Here is an 18,331-nt window from a genome sequence, read left to right as displayed (position 1 = left end):
ACTCAATCACCTTCTACCCCCACCATAAAATAAAACGTAGCACCTTGATCCACCGACGATTGAGCCCATATTCGACCGCCGTGTCGCTCGATGATGCGTTTGACGGTGGCCAGGCCAATACCCGTGCCTTCAAATTCGCGGTCGTTATGAAGCCGCTGGAAGGTTGCGAATAGTTTGTCCGCGTATTTCATATCAAAGCCCGCACCGTTGTCCTTGATAAAAAAGACCCGTGTATTTTCAGGCAGGGATTCGAATTCGGGCCGGTGCGCTGGCTTGCAAGCCGATAAGGGTTTTTGACCAAAATGGATTTCGGTATACGTTTTTTTCGCGGAGTATTTCCAGGCATTGTTTAGTAAGTTTTCGATTACTGAACGCATCATCCGTTCATCACCTCGCACCGATAACCCTCGCTCTATTCTGATATTGGCGCACCTTTCCGGTTCCTGTTGCTGTAGTTGCTTAACGATATCGGCTGCAATTGCACTAAGATCAATCGGGGCCGATATCAGTTCCTGACGCTGCAGGCGGGCTAAATCCAGTAGACCGTGAATCAGGCTGTTCATTTGTTTTGCGCTACCGACAATTTTCGTCAAGAACAATTGTCCATCAGCATCCAGCTGCTCAGCATAGTCTTCCAGTACGGCAGTACTGTAGCCTTCGATGACCCGGAGTGGCGCTCGTAAATCATGGGATATAGAATAACTGAAAGCCTCCAGCTCCCGGTTGGCGGTAGCGAGTTCTTTGGTGCGCACCGCAACTTTCTCTTCCAGATTCTGGTTCAGCTCCGATACCGCTTCATACAGTCGTGCATTTTCAAAAGAGATCGCGGCCTGGGTCATTAACATTTTAATGGTATCCAATCGCTCATCGGTAAACGCGGACGTGCTCAGTGTATTTTCCAGGTACAGCACGCCAAACTGGGTTTCACGATAGCGAACTGGCAGGCACAGAATTGACTTGGATTGTCGGGTTTGCACATAAGGGTCCGCCACAAAGGCACCCGACTGAGAAGCATTCACCAGATTTATCCGCTCCCCCGTGCGCAGGGCAAGACTGATAATCGCGACCGGAAGCTGATCTACTTGTGCCAGCGGAGCATGGGGTAAAAATACGCGCTCATCACGGGAGTGATCAATTCGAGCTTCCAGAAAAGCCTCATCGCCAGCACGCAACACCAGCGCTCCCACTTGCGCGCCGGCATTCTCCATAATCAGTTCCAGGACTTTTTCAGTCAACGTGCGTAACGTCAACTCGCCGGAAATCGCCTGGGACGCTTTGACAATCGAGGCATAATCCAGGCTCTCAGCCATGAGCTGTTTACTGGAGCTTGCCGTGTTTTTTGATTGTGGGGAAAGGTGGCTTGGATCCGTTTGTGTCGTACTCAGGAATTCAAATTCTTCGCTCAACCGGTTCAGTTTTACCTTGCAGCCCCAGAGATTATAGAGATCATAAGCATCCTGAATCAGACTTTTCGCCAGATACGCCAACCCACGATCGATAAGGCATCGACCGTAGTGCTCAGCGGCCAGGGCAGCAATATGCGTAAAGCCCTGCTCTTTCGCTGAATCGATTGCGTGTTGATAACGGGGTCCAACCACATCGATAACAGCCCCCGAAAGCGCCTGTGATTCTGCCTCCAGAAGTGCGATTTTGCAGGTATGATTGGGCGGGTAAAACGCGTGTAGTGCTTTAAGTTTGGCGAAATAGTCTTGATAGATGGATTTTGACCATTCTGAAAGGGTTGGATCAGCGATTTCCGAGCCACGGCGTTCAATATTCAAGGCAAACAAACAAATCAGAAAATAGAAATCTGGATTAAAGGGAAGGTTCCTCACAGTTTCATTCGCTAAAACTGCGGCTTTTGCAATCTGATGCGTTTTCTCAACCGACTCACCACTGAAATAATAAAATCGGAATAAAAACTGGTCGTGATACGATTTGAAGTATTCTTGCAGGAGTATTTGATTTTCTACATCAGTAAAATGATCACTCGAAAGAAAATTTTTTCGCTCAATCAAGCTATTAATAAAATTGCGAAGAATACTCACATAAATCAATCTAAGTTGATTTTTACTCGCAAACATTTCGCACTTAAGAATATGCTCCTGGACGCTTGGAAGGGAGGCTCCGTTGTAAGCCATTACCATGAGTTCTCCCGCTAGACACACTGCAGACCGCGCCAGCTCACCTGTCCGTATACCAACAGCGTATCCCTCACGATACAGATTGATCACATCCTCTGGTTTCGCTTTCAAATGGTATGACCCAAACGCAACCCCGTTTAGCATCGATGCCTCTTCACGACAATGCGGGAATGTCTTTCTTAGCTGTAAAGCCTGCTGCCCCGCAACAAAAGCATGGTCATAATCTTCATCCATATTCTGCAACAAACCGAAAGCTGCAAGCACCTGCGGCGTCAAGTCACAAATTCCGTACTTTATCGTCACCAGGAGGCACTTTATTGCGCAAAAAGCGAATAACTGGCGGTGCCCAAGCAACATTCCACAAATGCCAAGATTGGTTAGAATATAAATTACAAGCTGGTCGGCGCGTTCCTGTGAGTGCGGTAGTGCTCTGATTTCCGTTAACGGCACATGCAATAAGGTCTGTTCAATCTCGCTCCGGATTAAAGCCAAAGCACGGCTAAGTTCCTCACTTTCTGAAGGTATCGTTATGCCCAGGTATTGGAGCCCCGAACGCCCGAATTCGATACCGCTCTGATATTGTGCCTTGCCGATCTGCTGGATGACGCGCTGTGCGCATTGTTCTGCCTTGTCTTCATCATCACGAGTATGTTGTAACAACCAATCGTATGACGCCTCAGCCGCCTGGATATCTCCGCTCAAGTATTCACATTCTCCACGTATATTGAGCAGTTCATAACTCGTTTGATAGTGAGTGTGCCAATGCTGTTCCGGTAACAGGCTGAGGGCTAAAGTCGCAAACTCCGTCGCGGCTTCCCAGACACTGGATTGCTTGGCCTTTCGTGCGGCCTCCAGGTTGAGCATTGCCAAGTCCAGCCGTTCCGCTGCCTGTTCAACACGATCCAGACTATGGTTAAACTGCTCAACGATGGCAAAAACCGATACCCGCTGAGCATCCGTTTGCCAATGGGCGTAGAGTAACCGGCCAATACTCAAATGAATATCTGCCCGTCGTGTCGCTGTGAGTGATTCGTAGGCGGCCTGGAGCATCCGGTCATGGAGAAATTTACACCGGGGTATCCATTGGGATATCGCCCGCTCCATACCTGTTTCGTGGGCGATTTCGGTCAGGTCATTTTGGCCGTCCTGCCCCGGCCCCACCATACCCAGAAACCAATCACCGCCTTCTTGTAATAACAAGCCTTCCTTCAGGGCTGGCCAAAGCGCCCTGGCACACTCGGCCATGCTCGTTTGCGTAACAATGGCGAGCGTTTCCAGATCAAATCGACTGCCAATACAGGCTGCATACTGCAAGACTGACTGCGTCTCTGGGGGTAGACTCTGCATTCGCTCCAGCATCAGATCAACAACATTGTCGGTAATTGATTCCGCTGCAATGGCTTGCATCTCCCAATGCCAGTGCTGTCGCGTGAGATCAAAGTCCAGTAACTTTTTCCGGTACAGGGTTTTCAGGAATTCGATGGTAAAAAACGGATTCCCCCCCGCCTTGCGTCGAACCATTTCCGCCAGCGGTTTAACCTCCAACTGCTTACGATGCAGCGCATCCATCAACAGCTGCTGGATATCCAGCTCGGTCAAAGGGGAAAGTGAAATCGTGGCGACACCGGATTGTTCCTGATTCCCGTGCATTGCTTTCAGTCGTTGCAACATCAGGATCGCCGGGTGAAGGTCATCCACTTCATTATCCCGGTAGGCGACAACGATCAGTATCCGGCAATCCGGTTCACTCAGTATTTCGGGCAGAATGTTCAATGTGCCCCGGTCAGCCCATTGGATATCATCGATAAACAGCACCCAGGGTTGGGTACGTGTGACACACTGAATAAAGCGCTGAAACAACATATTGAAGCGCGCCTGAGTCTCTTGGGCACCCAGCTCAGGAAGCGGAGCAAGCGCCCCCAGCAACGGTTGAAACTCCGGCATAAAATCAATCAATAATCGCGCACGCTCCCCCAGTGTCTCCAGCAACTGTCGACGTAGCCCGGAAAGCGCCCCTTCAGGCTGACTCAATACGGAGGTTAACCATCCCTTTAATGCGGCTTTCAAGGCGGAATAGGGGGTATTTCGTTGAAATTGATCAAACTTGCCACTGATAAAAACGCCATTGTGGGCCGCGATGGGTTTGTGAATTTCATGCACCAATGCCGATTTACCCACACCGGAATACCCTGCCACGGCCAACAAACGTGGCTGTCCGGTGATCACCTGCTTGAAGCTCGACAACAGGCGTTCAACTTCGGTTGCCCGACCGTACAACGTTTGCGATATCTGGAATCGGTCTGAAATATCCTGTTGGCCCAGAATAAATTCGGGCGCGTCGTTTTTCTGCTCAAGCCATGCCATACACTGCTGCAGATCCGCTTTTAAACCCAGCGCACTCTGGTAGCGATCCTCGGCATTTTTACTTAACAGTTTGTCGACAATCCGTGAGACCACGACCGGAACGTCATTACGAATAAGATGAACCGACGTCTGCCGTACCGCCATATGGGCATAGACCATGCCCAGTGCGTCATCAGCGACAAAGGGTAATTTCCCGGTCAGCAGATAATAGAATGTGACACCAAGCGTATAAAAATCCGTACGATAATCCAGCGCCCGATTCATACGCCCCGTTTGTTCCGGCGAGATATACGCCAGCATACCCTCGAGATTCTCCGGTGCCTCCAGTACGGGTTGCTCTCTCGAAAGCAGCGAAGCCAGACCAAAATCAATCACCTGAACCGCCAGTGTATGGGGATTAACAATGAGATTACCGGGGTGTAAGTCCTTGTGGATAACCTGCGCATGGTGAATCACACTCAACGCATCCGCCAGTTGCATCGCAATATTCAGAAAAGCCTCAATGACAAGCCCGTCTGGCTGATTCTCAACAAACTGAAACAGGTCTATGCCCTCGATATCCTCCATCACCAGCCAGGGGGATTGACGGTCATCCACCCAGTCTGCCACATGAATAATGCCGGGATGATCGAACAGCCCCAATACTTCGCGCATGAATGCCAAAGCCGCATATTGGCTCGGTGAAGCAACACCGCCCCCAGCCGTACGCAACACAACCGGGCATTCATCCTGCACACGTCGGGCACGATAAATCCGCGTATTGGCACTGCTGTAAATCACTTGCAGTTGGCGATATCCGGATGGCTGGTCTGGCAAAACATACTCCGAAAAATTGTGTTTACAGTCGTTAACTTAACCTGAATCTGTTTAAAATTCCTGTGCCCATTCAATCCTGACTTGGAATAGCAGGTTCCTTCAATTTCGATGAGTCCTTCAATTTCGATGCTTCGTTCAACGTGAAATAAAAAGTTGCACCCTGATTCACTTCCGCCTCCGCCCAGATTTCACCACCGTGGCGCTCGATAATGCGTTTTACAGTGGCCAGACCAACACCCGTGCCTTCGAATTCGCTCGCAGCGTGTAAACGTTGGAAGGTTGCGAAGAGTTTTTCACGATGGCTCATATCAAATCCGGCACCGTTATCTCGCACGTAGAAAACGGTGTAATCACCTGTGCCGGACTCATCATCGGATAGCAGCTCAGGATTACTTGCAGAGAGCGGCATTTGCCCAAAATGGATGTTTGCTTGTGGTTTCTTCGCTGAATATTTCCAGGCATTATTCAGTAAATTCTCCACCACAGACTTGAGCAATCGCTGATCCCCTTCAACGAGCATATCGGGTTGAATTTCGACCACGACATCCCGTTCCGGCTCCGCCATTCTCAAGCGCTTGATGGTGTCTTCAGCGATAAAACTCAAATCCACCGATTGGTGACGCAATTCGACCCGCTGCAGTCGTGCCAGGTCGAGCAAGCCGTGAATCAGCTCTGCCATTTGTTGTGCACCTGCTACGATACGGTTCAGGTATCGTTGCCCGGTTTCATCGATCTGCTCGTGATAATCTTCCAGTAATGCTGTGCCATAGCCTTCGAGAATTCGTAACGGTGCCCGCAAGTCATGGGAAACGGAATAACTGAATGCTTCCAGTTCACGGTTTGCGACAGCCAGATCCCGGGTGCGGACATCGACCTTTTGTTCCAGTGTCTGATTCAGTTCTGACAAGGTTTCATACAACCGGGCATTCTCGAAGGAAATTGCGGCCTGGGATATCAAAAGTTGAACCGTATCCAGACGTGCTTCGGTAAAAGCCGCTGTGCTTAACGTGTTTTCGAGATAAAGGGCACCGATTTTCTGGTCACGATAAGCGACAGGCGTGCAAAACAGGGACTTGGATTGCTGGCGTTGAATATAAGGGTCTTGAGTGAAGTCGCCACGGTGGAAGGCATCCGGCAGATTAACACTGTCACCGGTACGTAAGGTCAAACTGATCACCGAAACAGGTAATTGATCCGCATCGGCCAACGGCTGGTGTCGCAAGAACGCAGGATGCTCCGAACGTTCATCCACAAAAGCTTCGACAACAGGCTGGTCATCGGAATTGAGAATAAAAGCGCCAATCTGCGCACCACTGTTTTCCATGATAACCCTGATAACTTTTTCAATCAGGCCACGCAGGGTCAGTTCACCGGAAATCGCTTGTGAGGATTTTACAATCGAGTTGTAATCCAACGTGGCTGCAGAGTGCAGTTGCGCACTGTGTTCCGAGCCCCAGGACACACTCCCTTTTTGAACCACGTGCCCTTCTGCGCTGGACGGCTCAAAACCAAAGCGCTCCGCAAAATAATCCACCTTGCTTTTACATTGCCAACGCTGATAGGCCTCAAACGCCTGTCGATACTGACCCAATGCGAGATCATCCAATCCCTGTTCGCTCAGAACATCACCATAATATTCATGGGCCAATGCCTGATGATGGGTAAAACCGTATTGCCGGGCGTGATCGGCAGCCTGTCGATAGAGCTTGCAAACCTGTGCCAGGGGTTTACCGTCGTACTGTGCGTTCAACGCATCCAGAATCAAGAGCTTGTGTTGATGGTTTGGGCTGTATAATGCGTTTAATCGGGTGAGATTGTTGCGACAATAGTCAAAAATTTCGATCCATTTTGGATCTAGCCTGAGAGTAGAACTCCCCTTGAGGCGACTCACCACCGCGCAGATTACGAAGTAGAGTTCCGCTGTAAATCCAAAACTTTTCAGCTGACCATAGTATTCATACGCCAGCTCCATAGCACTCAACAATACGTCTTCAGAAGCCTGATTCCAGAAGAAATAATAAAAGCGCAATTGGTGTAGAAAACTCAAAAAAAAGCTGTTCCGGATCACACCAAGCTGCTCTGCGGAAAAGTCGGCATCGGCGAGCTGATAAACCCCACTTTGCATTGATGCTGTATAGCGCGCAAAAATCGGTAAATGGTAGGGGTAGATGCGTTTGCTTTCACAAAATTTTTGGCACAATGCAGTATGGCTGACCAAACTATCAAAACTACTCCCATCCATGAGTTTGATCAGCAATATATTGGCCTGATTCACGCCCGCCCGCATTACCTCACCATTCGCCAATCCGATTTCAAATCCTACCTGGTGCGCTTTAATGGACTCACTATAGGGCGCTTTCAGATGAATGGTCGTTCCTGCCTGTCCATTTTGAATGGTCGCTAACATTCGACACTCAGGGTATTGTTTTGTAAGCTCAATTGCCTTCCGTCCAACTTGCGAAGCCGTTTCGTACTGATCCTGTATAGACAATATCAGGCTGTAATTATTGAGCGCAAACGCGGTCAAATCACATTTCCCATAGCGTTTGGAGAGTAATAGCGCTTCTCGAGTACAGGCCAGAAAAATTGGCATTTTCTTTAACAACATTCCGGTGAGACCCAAGCCGCTTAAAATCAATATTGCGGTTTCGATCTCCGGATTATCAAGCTCTGGTAGTTGATCAAAACCCAATAGCGACAACTCGCTGAGCGCTTCATCGAATTGTTTATCCTGTTCCGCGAGAAAAGCATCCAAATCTTCAACGGGCAACGATATTCCCAAATAGGCAAGACCCTCCATACCACGACGAAAGGCATCCGGGTAACGTGCCACACCGATAAACTGGGTAATCTGTTCAGCACAGGGGTTTGCTTTGTCTAATGCCGACTGCGCATTCGCGATCAAGTCGCTGTATATCGTTTCACCCTGTTCCGGGCTTCCCGACAAGTATTCACATTCCGCTGCAATGTCGTACAAGTCATAGGTTAACGCATAGTGAGTATGCCAATGATTATCCGTTAACAAGGACATTCCAATTTTTGCAAATTCCCGCGCTGCCCCCCATACCGTCGCCTGCCGAGCCGTAGAAGCAGCAATGCGATTCAACTCCGCCAACTGCAAACGCTCGGACTCATCTTCCAAAAGCGCAACACCATGATTCAATTGCTCGACGATGGCATAGATCTCGCGTTCCCGCTCCCCCTCGTCCCAGTGCTGATACAATAATCGGCCGATATTCAGGTGGATTGCATCCCGCCTCATTTCGGGCAGGGATTCATAGGCCGCTTGCAGCATCCGGTCATGCAGGAATTTACAGCGGGGTATCCACTGGGACGCCACATCAACCGTGATTGGACTCTCGTGATGATCCTGCACGCCTTGAAGTCCCGGCGTATGGGAAGCAGACATCTCGTGCACCTCGCCGATCATTCCCAGGAACCAGTCTCCGCCTTCCTGCAACAAAAGCCCTTCCTGCAAAGCGGGCCAAAGTTGTCGGGCACACTCTGCCATACCGGTTTCTGAAATTACCGCCAGGGTTTGCAGGTCAAACCGGCTCCCGACGCAGGCGGCGCGTTGAAGCAGTTGCTGGGTATCTTCAGGGAGCGCCTTCATCCGCTCGAGCATCAACTCGACCACATTATCCGTTATCGATTCCGCTTGAATAGCCTGCAAATCCCAGTGCCAGTGGCGCTGCTCCAGATCAAAATCGAGTAAATTCTTGCGATAGAGTGTTTTTAAAAACTCCAGGGTGAAAAATGGATTTCCACCGGCTTTACCGTGCACAAGACTCGCGAGGGCGGACACATCGGCTTCACTGCGATGCAGTGCATCCACCAACAAATGCCTGATTTCAATTTCCGGCAACGGGGCCAGGGTTAATGTCTCGACCTGAGCTCGGGCCGTAACCGTGTCTGGCGGTGGGTTTGATACGTTCGGAGCAGCCAGATTTGCGATTTGACTCAACATCTGCATGGCAGGGTGCAGCTCATCGACCTCATTATCCCGGTAGGCCACCAACACCAGCAATCGACAATCCACATCGGAAAACAATTCCGGTAACAAGTTCAGCGTGCCCCGATCCGCCCACTGTAAATCATCGATAAACAATACCCACGGCTGAACTTGCGTTACCGTGGCCAGAAAGCGTTGGAACAACAAGTGAAAGCGCGCTTGGGTTTCCTGGGAGCCCAGCTGCGCAACCGGTGTCAAATCCCCCAGCAACGGTTTGAATTCAGGCATGAAATCAATCAACAGTCGAGCGCTTTCCCCTAGATCCACCAGTAAACGCTGGCGCAAGCCCGAGAGAGATACCTCCGGCAAGCTTAATACCTGATTCAACCAGGATTTAAGTGCGGTTTTAAGCGCAGAATAGGGTGTGTTCTGTTGAAACTGATCAAATTTGCCACTGAGATAGATACCGTGATGGGCAGCAATGGGTTTATGGATTTCATGAATCAGTGCAGACTTGCCAATACCCGAGTACCCGGCAACCGCAAGTAACCGGGGTTGGCCAGTGACCACTCGCTGGAAATGCTGCAAAAGAATGTCGATCTCGCGCGCCCGGCCATAGAGCTTTTGAGGAATTTGAAAGCGATCAGCAATGTCCTGAGCCCCCAATGGAAACACCGGTATCGAGCCCGATCTTTTCAAGCTGTCCCGGCACAGGCACAAGTCATACTTCAAACCCGATGCGCTCTGATATCGGTCTTCGGCATTTTTCCGGAGTAACTTATCCACAATCCGGGACACCATCACCGGAATATCGTCCTGCCGTTCAGCAACCGGTTGCTGCTGAACCGCCATGTGGGCATAAACAACCCCCAGAGCATCATCGGCGCTGAAAGGTAATTGGCCCGTCAGCATTTGATAAAACGTGATACCAAGCGTATAAAAATCCGTACGGTAATCCAGCGCCCGATTCATTCGACCGGTCTGCTCCGGGGACAAATACGCCAGAACTCCCTCCAACTTTTCCGGCGCAGCTAAAACCGGCTGTTCCCGGGAAAGCAGAGAAGCCAGGCCGAAATCGATAATCTGCACCAATAACGTATCTGGATTCACGACAATGTTGCCTGGATGCAGATCCTTATGAATCACTTGCGCGTGATGAATCACACTCAGGGCATCGGCAAGCTGAATGGCCAGGGTTAGAAAGGCATCTAGGGGTAATTTATGATTTGGCTGCAGCGCCAGAAACTGCCTTAAGTCTACCCCCTGTATATCCTCAAGAATCAACCAGGGTGACTGCGGATCATCAATCCAGTCCAGAACACCAATCAGATTGGACTGCCGGAATAATCCCAACACCTCCCGGGTAAAGGCAAGCCGGGAATATTGGGAAGGTGTTGAGCCGGTTTCACCACACGTGCGCAAAATAACCGAGCGCTGGTCTTGTTCACGAATTGCGCGATATACACGGGTACCGGCATCCGTATGAAGCTGTTCGGTAATACGATATCCAGAAAGATTGGGGGGCAAATTAGGCTCCACTACACACAGCATCTAAATTCTTGTTATTGATCTGAGTATAGTTCAGTTTACGCTGCCGAGGCGGTGACCACTTTCTGCTGGCGGAAGCGCAAAACAACCCATGTAAACACCAGGCAAACCTCCAGGAGTACAGGCCAGACCAGGGTCTTGGACTCATATACCGGCCAAAAGAACGCCATCACCCAAATTTGCTCCGACCATTGCAGGATCAGCGGTAAAACAATATAGAGTAAAATCAAATAAACACCTGCAACGGCCATCGCCCGGGCTGGCCGCGCCCCTAACAGAAAACAGATAATCAAGCCAAAGTCGCGCACCATGAACAACCATAACGCCACCAAAAACGACCAGCTGTTTTGCTTTTCCAGATTTCCCAATACCTGTTCAATCGTAACCAGCAGAAGCATCAAAAATGACAGGACAAACGAGACACACCACAATGGCAGGCGCGTACGGAACTGCTTTATCGTCAGCGGCATACCGGAGCGTAGAAACCCTAAAGCCGAACGGGTTTGCATGGGATTGATAATCAAACTGGCATAGGTCAGGACAATACTGGTCAGAAACGCCAGCACGGCAGCAACAGGATGATCCGCATTCGACTCCATCAGGAATCCCGGAACGTACACGAGCATAAACAGGTTAAACCCTAACCAGGGTAAGATACCGTTCTTGAACTGCATTTGCTGGCGCATTAACTGGTAGGTACCAAAAGCGGCCCAGGCGGCAAAAATCCACACCGATATGATGATAAAAGACACCCGTTCCCATATCGCAGTCCACCAGACAATAATGGACTCCTGACCTTCGAAATACACCGCATCCAGCAAAAAACCACCCACCAGTGCCGCAAGAACCGCAACCCCGACACTCATGTTCCGACGGTACTTTAACAACTGTTCGGCATCATTCGCGAGATTCAATACCAGCATCAAGCTGAAAAACTGACAAAGAAAGCCACACCCGAGCAGGAAGGTCAGCAACTCAAACCGTCCACGCCAAGGCATACCGCCAGAAAGCCAGGGGGCATAGCCGATGAAAAGCAACAGCATCAAGCAAGTTAGATACCACCAGAAAATACCACCGCCCAGTACCTTACCCCAAACCAGCGCCCAGGGTGACAACGGGCTCATGCGCTGCTGGTCCCAGGTTTTTTCCGCAAACTCGATCAGTACGGACTGCGCGGAAGCGTAGGCTCCCCCGATGGAAAGACAGCCGAAAATTCCGATGTACAGTATCGGGTCGACCACTTCACCTAGCAAATTGGTCGAATTCATCAAGATGTGAACCAAAATGACCAATAGAATCATGACAATGGGTGTGGCAACCAACCTGTGGGGGGACAGATTGAGCCAGATATTCTTTTGTAGTTCAGGATTCATCATTTTATCCCTGACGACGTAGTTATCCCTGACGACTTAGCTATCCCTGACGGTAAGGCGGTTCGGGCTTGCTTGAGCATATCGAGATAGACATTCTGCATATCACGATCCAGAACATGAAATTGCATGATCGGCACACCGGCCTCGATCAACCCCTGAAGAAACCGGTGCTGCTCTTGCTCCGATCCGGTAAACGAGCCAAACAACTCATCATCAGTTTGTTTGGAAAGCAAAAAACCGGGATGTTCAAAGCAATGTTGAAACGAGTCGGTAGTCTCACCCGGCAGGATTTGAATACGCAGTAGTCGCGCATTAATCTTCTGCTCGCCATTAACAGTCTGATCACCAATCGCTTTCAGCCCCAGAATCCGGCCTTGTTCCAGTACCAGCATATGGGTTGAGTAGGCTTCCAGCTCTGCGAGAATATGAGATGAAACCAGTATCGTCATCCCGTTAGCCCGTAACCGGGTCAACAATTCGGCCAATTCATGCCGGGCCTCGGGATCAAGGCCGGAGGCGGGTTCATCGAGCAAGAGAAATTCGGGTTGATGCACAATTGCCTGGGCAATACCCAAACGCTGCCGCCAGCCACGGGAAAGTGCACCGGCCCGTGTTCCATAATAGGATTGTAGACCGAGCTCGGTAACCACCTGCTCAATTGCCTGGGCAGCATTGTCGAGCTTGTAGGATGCCGCCACAAACTGGAGGCACTGGGCAACGGTTAACTCTTCATACAAACCAAAAAAATCAGACAGGTACCCCAAGCGCCGGTGGGCTTCACGAGGAGAATCCAAAACTGCCAGCTCCCCCAGGTGGACACTACCGGATACCGGGGTTTCCAGCGCGGCAAGACACCGTAACAAGGTGGTTTTACCTGCCCCGTTGGGTCCCACCAATGCAGTTATTGAATTTTCCGGTATGGCAAACGAAACATCATACAATGCCCGCTTATCCGGATAGTCGAACACCAGATCCGAGACACGAATTGCCATAGCAAATCACCATTTTTTCTCGGTTGCATCAATATCCTGTACATTCTCCACGCCCAGGGATGCGCCGGTTTTCGCTAACTTGACTACCGGGCAATTGACAATCACGGTGGTACGGTAAATGTCCACCAGACCACTGTCTGCCGCGGCGAGTACGGCTTCTTCAGACGTTAACAGACGCTGCCGGGCCGGATCTTTCCAGGTTACTTCGTACAGTAACCATAGCGGACTGTATTGTGTATCAGTACTGTCCGGCCCCAAAGGGAAGGGTATGGATGGCAGTACATTCGCCTGTTCGCCGTTGGGAAAACGATAAATGCGTTCTACAACGGTACGGAGTTGCGGGGGCTTCGGACTTGGGGGAACCGCATTCGCCAAACGAGGCACGTAATTCGCGTTCATTGCTTTGGCCATCTTCGGCTCAGATATATCTGTGGTGACATAATACACCTCAGAACCTTCATACCAGCCTTTCACCAAGGGCAGGGTAATCGTGGCGTTCGCTCCGCTATTCGGTGAGCTCGCACAGCCCCCCAAATAAACCAAGATGAGTAGCAAGAAAGATCTGGAAAGATTTTGCAAAAATAACCGGTGGCACATCCTGTATGTATCCCTTGAAGCTGGCAGACTTCATTCAGTATAGGAAAGGCAGAGCAGTCCGCCACTCAGGAATGGATGTTTAAAATGTGCCCTCTTTTTTTGATTTGAGTCCAATTTTTATACATTTTTTTACATATAAATATTGCTTAATAGAATAATTGTCTATATTCTGCACAAAATTTTTCACCGGCTTATCATCAAGCTAAACCATTCACTGCTTTTCTACAGGAATCATTTATGGTTTTAGATACTCCAATTTTATCCACTCTGGTTGCAGCGCTCGTGATTTTAGGAATCGGTTACACCATGGGCACGATTCTGGATTATATGACTCAGAAAGTCAGAGAAAGAAAGGCCAGCCGCGAAATCGACGAACCAACGATTTGCCGCGAGTCATTTTAAAACATCCCATTCGGGAGGCATCAACGCCTCCCTCATTCCCACCCATATTTTCTCCTTCACCTACCTGGATTACAGCTCCAAAATACTCGTCTGATACACGACAGGCCCTGTTGGCAATCCCGTTGGTGAACCGCCGGGTGGCTCGACACTGACAGCTAAACCCGCTGTATTTTGTAGTATTGCCAGCAACTGTGGACTCAATACCACTTCAACCCGTTGTTCGGTAACCGGCAGCAATCCCAAAGACCGGGGTTGTCCTGATGCCGGCAACATCCAGAGCTCAAAGGCCTTGTTATCAATGGCCACCGCTTCCGCGTTGATCGCTTTGACCTTTAGTTTTCCGGTTTCAAGATCGGAACTGACAAGCCATAGTGGCTGATTTTGTGCATCGTTAAAGATTGCTACACGGCCCGACAGAGCAGGGGTAAACGGAAAATAGAGGCTGATAAAAAGTGCAAGCACAATCGCAACAACCGTACTCACCCCTCCCCACCGACGCCAGAACATTAAACTGGACAGCAGATTGTCTTGTTTTACCGTATCGATGGATTGTTGCGGATTGATTCGCCGTTGAATTCCGCTCCAAATCCGCTCAGGGGGAACCGTTTCAGCAACGGACTCAACCATAGGATTGAGCTTCTGCTCCCAGTCCCACACAGCCTGACGCGCACGGTATGATTCCATTAACACACGTTCGAAGCGTTTACGGGCAAGGCCGTGCAACGTTCCCAACACATAGGCACCTGCCAATGCTTCCAGGCGTTCCGGTATCAGATAATTCATCGCTCCAAACACCTCCGCAAACTTTGCAAACCGCGACGAATCCAGCTTTTTACCGTGCCAAGCGGTCGACTTACCCGTGCAGTCAATTCCTGATGGGTCAGCCCTTCCATGAAGGACAATACGATCACGTCTTTTTGCTCATCTGACAGCTCATCGAGACAGAGCTGTAACGCATTGAGCTCCTGACCCAGGCTGGCGGCGGTCAAAGGAGTGGGTGTACCACTCTCCTCATAATCCAGTTGCTCATCCAGCATTTCCGTCGGTTTAATAACCCGCAATCGATCTAATGCGCGATACCGTACTATGCTGGTTAACCATGTACTTACTGCCCCTCGATCCGGATGATACTCCGAAGCGTGATGCCAAACCTTGATAAAGGCCTCCTGCAACACTTCTTCCGCCCAGTCCCGCCGCTTGAGCATTTTTATGCACAAGCCAAACAATGCTGGCGATGTTATTTTATACAACTCGGCAAACTGGTTTTGATCGCCAAGTGCAGTACCTTGTAACAATTTCATAAGTTCCGCTTGTTCTGCCATGATTTCCTCAAACACAGGGTGACCCGGTGTCTCGCAGAGCCCACATACAAAAAAAAGTAAAGCAAGCTATTTGCAGATACGACGAGTATGCTGATTTGGATGCGTTGGACTATCCTGTTCTTCGTTCAAAACTACAATCTATAGACCGTGGCCCGTTGTCTTGTAAAGTCAACGGCAAATTCATACTGACTGTATCGCGCTTGAATAATCAGTACTTCACCCGATTTTGCGTAGCCAATTTCCATTTTCATACGGCCAGGATTGTTATCATCGCCGATTTTATCAAATTCATAACCCAGTCGATGATTCAATGGTTCAGCGGGTTGCAGCGGTGTAAAGTCTCGATCCGATTCCAGAGACTCACTTTGATAGGCGGATGGACCCAGTAAGGCGGTAATTTCACCTTGGTTTGGCAGTAAGGATCGGTTGATATTGGTTAATCCGAACCGGATTCGACTCAAACTATAGTCTGTATTACGGGAACACAACGCTCGAAATCCTTGCTCCACAAGCGCCAGCGGGAGAATCCGTGAGACCTTTTCATCGCCAATGCCTTTGTATAACCTCCAATCCTCTTCCGGTGCCAGATATTCCAATTCAAAGCCAAAGATGGGGCGGTCTGTGCGGGAATCTTCCCGATTGACAAAATAGTACCCGGCACGCAAAAGCGCTTGATCTGGCAGTTGATAGATTTGGGTCGGGGTGACACCCAAAAGATCATCCACATCGGATTTCAACAGTACAGGATCACGCATCCACAGCACAGGTTGTGGCTGCTCATACTGTAGCGCAAAATGTCCATCAAAATTACAAAACTGGAGCCCGAATTCTGCAACCCTGAACCATTTCAGACAACCGGTTTGCGAGAGGCATAACAACACTACAGTAAGTGTTTTTAAACCTGACCCGTATCGTTTCATCAGTGCGGATAACATGCAGCTCTCAGCCAATTCTACTCATTGTATTCAGTATACCGCTGAGTATGGTGATATGGCAGGCCTTGGAGGCGGCAGACTTGGAATCAAGCTCTGAGCCGCATAAAACGACTCAGAATCGATTGCGAATCAATCAGGTGAGAATAACGGGATTAATAAGCGTCATAAATTTTCTGGTATTCACCACTGGCTTTCAAATTCGCCATACCTTCATCAAACTTGTCTGAATAATACTGGCCCTTCGGATGCGCTTTGGAAAATGCCAGATAAATGGGCAGTATCTCATGCACAAATGCCACTTCAATCTGATCTTCCAGGCCCAGCTCCTTCAATAAAACACCGGCAGATTTTTCAAAGATAATGGTCGCATCCAAGCGATTTGACGCCAGTTTCTTCAAGTTGATGGAATCACTGTTGCTGATTACGCTGCGAACTTTGCCTTGTTCAGCCATCTGGTTAAATGCGTCGCCGTAACCATAACCGCGCACAATACCGATTTTCTCGCCATTGACCAGCTCCTCTCGCTTGGTTGCTTTCAACGGCGCACTTTTGTTCACAAAGTATTGCGATGGCACATCGTAAAGGCTCTGCTTGCCGAAGATGTATTTGTCTTTATTCTCATCGTCCAGTGGCACGTTGAATCCGGCAACGTACTCACCCGAATCCAGATAACTCAGAACACGAATGTAAGGAAAGACCTGATAAGTCACATCAATTCCAACCGTTTTGAAAGCGGCTTTGACCATTTCATTCGCGAGCCCGGTACCATCTGCTCGCGCATAGGGTACCCAATCATCTTCTGCAGCAATGGTTATGCTTTCGGCCCGCACTACAGTGGTAAAACAGAGGGAAATAACCGCAAGAACACTCATGTGATGCAGTAATCGCTTAAACATCATTGACTCCTGATAAATCAAAAAAAAGCATGTCACTGCCATCCCGGCATTAAATTTGTGCTTTAGGCACACTCGTTCCATTTTGTTTTTGTTCACTTTTCCCAGATTAGTCTAACTCTTGAAGGAGTGCGAATTAGATATGATGCGATTTTAGAATATATTTTTATCGATCCAGCCCTGGCTGGGAGGATGGCTCTGCTCGATTGCTTCGAGGCGGCTGATTTCATCGTGCGTGTCAGCACGTTCCAATGTGGTGAGTGGCGGCTGCGAGATACCCATGCCATCGGCAGGCGGGTTCAATTCCGGAGCACCAACAAGCAGCGACGCAATCAGCAAGATACACAGCACCAGCTTCAATGCCACAATAACAGGAGCTTGCCAGCGACGCCCCTGCCAGTTACAAACCGCCTCCATAGGTGCCGATTCCGACCGCACGGATTGGGCTTTTGCCCGCAGAACTTCACGTTCAATCTGAGCATTGATACGGTTGAGATTCTGCACCCGCGTCAGGAAATCAAAGCCGGACTTCGCGCTTGGCCCTGTTCTCCCATCCTCTCCTGTCGACGTGTTCCGCTCCGACGCAGGATCTGAATTCCCTTTGATTTTGAGGGGTGTAGATTTTGCAGCATCAGCCCTGGCCTGTTGAGTGCGAATCCATACATCATGCTTTCGGCGGCTCCGGGGATCAGATAGAACGGCATAGGCACTGTTCACTATACGGATAATTCGCTGTGAGTCTGAATTTGTGGGACATTTATCCGGGTGATATTTCTGGCACAACTTTTTGTAAGCGAGACGAATTTCCGCTTGGGACGCATTGCGAGGTACTTTCAGATTGTCATAGTGCGTTCTAAACTGCCCCATGGCCCACGTTACTCTCGTCTCAACAATTTCCTATAAAAGGTAGCACTTCGGAACAGTTTTTACACTGATCGAAGACCGGTACATTAAAACCTGACACTATTATCCACTCATAGGTAGAACATTAAG

Annotated in this window: 11 protein-coding genes; 1 reads left to right on the top strand and 10 read right to left on the bottom strand. The window is 49.5% G+C overall.

Annotated elements, in window-relative coordinates; genetic code table 11:
• Positions 1–2: 2 nt before the first annotated feature.
• The 5 genes from OLMES_RS00750 to OLMES_RS00730 form a co-directional block, all read right to left on the bottom strand.
• Positions 3–5,324 carry an AAA family ATPase gene (locus tag OLMES_RS00750; RefSeq protein ID WP_087459485.1) on the bottom strand — a complete coding sequence of 1,774 codons (5,322 nt, stop codon included), beginning with the start codon at positions 5,322–5,324 and terminating at the stop codon, positions 3–5.
• Between the two features lie 70 nt (positions 5,325–5,394).
• Positions 5,395–10,803 carry an AAA family ATPase gene (locus OLMES_RS00745; protein WP_198343172.1) on the bottom strand — a complete coding sequence of 1,803 codons (5,409 nt, stop codon included), beginning with the start codon at positions 10,801–10,803 and terminating at the stop codon, positions 5,395–5,397.
• Positions 10,804–10,862: 59 nt separating this feature from the next.
• Complete coding sequence (locus tag OLMES_RS00740) at positions 10,863–12,200, bottom strand: ABC transporter permease (protein ID WP_157678086.1); 1,338 nt, start codon at positions 12,198–12,200, stop codon at positions 10,863–10,865.
• Positions 12,197–13,189 carry an ABC transporter ATP-binding protein gene (locus OLMES_RS00735; protein WP_087459482.1) on the bottom strand — a complete coding sequence of 331 codons (993 nt, stop codon included), beginning with the start codon at positions 13,187–13,189 and terminating at the stop codon, positions 12,197–12,199. Before OLMES_RS00735 ends, OLMES_RS00740 begins: the two co-directional genes overlap by 4 nt.
• 6 nt (positions 13,190–13,195) lie before the next feature.
• The gene (locus tag OLMES_RS00730; RefSeq protein ID WP_198343171.1) at positions 13,196–13,786 is read right to left on the bottom strand and encodes a DUF7482 domain-containing protein; all 591 of its coding nucleotides are present in this window, start codon (positions 13,784–13,786) and stop codon (positions 13,196–13,198) included.
• A 237-nt stretch (positions 13,787–14,023) separates the two neighbouring features.
• On the opposite strand from OLMES_RS00730, the gene OLMES_RS27860 reads away from it, so the two are divergent.
• Positions 14,024–14,188 carry a hypothetical protein gene (locus OLMES_RS27860; protein ID WP_157678085.1) on the top strand — a complete coding sequence of 55 codons (165 nt, stop codon included), beginning with the start codon at positions 14,024–14,026 and terminating at the stop codon, positions 14,186–14,188.
• A gap of 69 nt (positions 14,189–14,257) precedes the next feature.
• Here the strand turns inward: OLMES_RS27860 and OLMES_RS00725 are convergent, their stop codons facing one another.
• The 5 genes from OLMES_RS00725 to OLMES_RS00705 all read right to left on the bottom strand — a co-directional run bounded on the left by OLMES_RS00725 (position 14,258) and on the right by OLMES_RS00705 (position 18,205).
• A complete protein-coding gene (locus OLMES_RS00725) occupies positions 14,258–14,971 on the bottom strand; it encodes an anti-sigma factor (protein ID WP_087459481.1) in 714 nt (237 codons plus the stop codon).
• Positions 14,968–15,510 carry a sigma-70 family RNA polymerase sigma factor gene (locus tag OLMES_RS00720; RefSeq protein WP_198343170.1) on the bottom strand — a complete coding sequence of 181 codons (543 nt, stop codon included), beginning with the start codon at positions 15,508–15,510 and terminating at the stop codon, positions 14,968–14,970. The genes OLMES_RS00725 and OLMES_RS00720 overlap by 4 nt, the downstream gene beginning before the upstream one ends.
• A gap of 131 nt (positions 15,511–15,641) precedes the next feature.
• Complete coding sequence (locus tag OLMES_RS00715) at positions 15,642–16,445, bottom strand: hypothetical protein (RefSeq protein ID WP_087459480.1); 804 nt, start codon at positions 16,443–16,445, stop codon at positions 15,642–15,644.
• 152 nt (positions 16,446–16,597) lie between these two features.
• Positions 16,598–17,341 carry a substrate-binding periplasmic protein gene (locus tag OLMES_RS00710; protein WP_198343169.1) on the bottom strand — a complete coding sequence of 248 codons (744 nt, stop codon included), beginning with the start codon at positions 17,339–17,341 and terminating at the stop codon, positions 16,598–16,600.
• Positions 17,342–17,491: 150 nt separating this feature from the next.
• Complete coding sequence (locus OLMES_RS00705) at positions 17,492–18,205, bottom strand: J domain-containing protein (RefSeq protein WP_087459478.1); 714 nt, start codon at positions 18,203–18,205, stop codon at positions 17,492–17,494.
• Positions 18,206–18,331: the final 126 nt, after the last annotated feature.

Origin of the sequence: Oleiphilus messinensis (assembly GCF_002162375.1) — a bacterium.
GTDB classification, from domain to species: Bacteria; Pseudomonadota; Gammaproteobacteria; order Pseudomonadales; family Oleiphilaceae; genus Oleiphilus; species Oleiphilus messinensis.
This window is presented reverse-complemented; position numbering and strand designations above follow the sequence as displayed.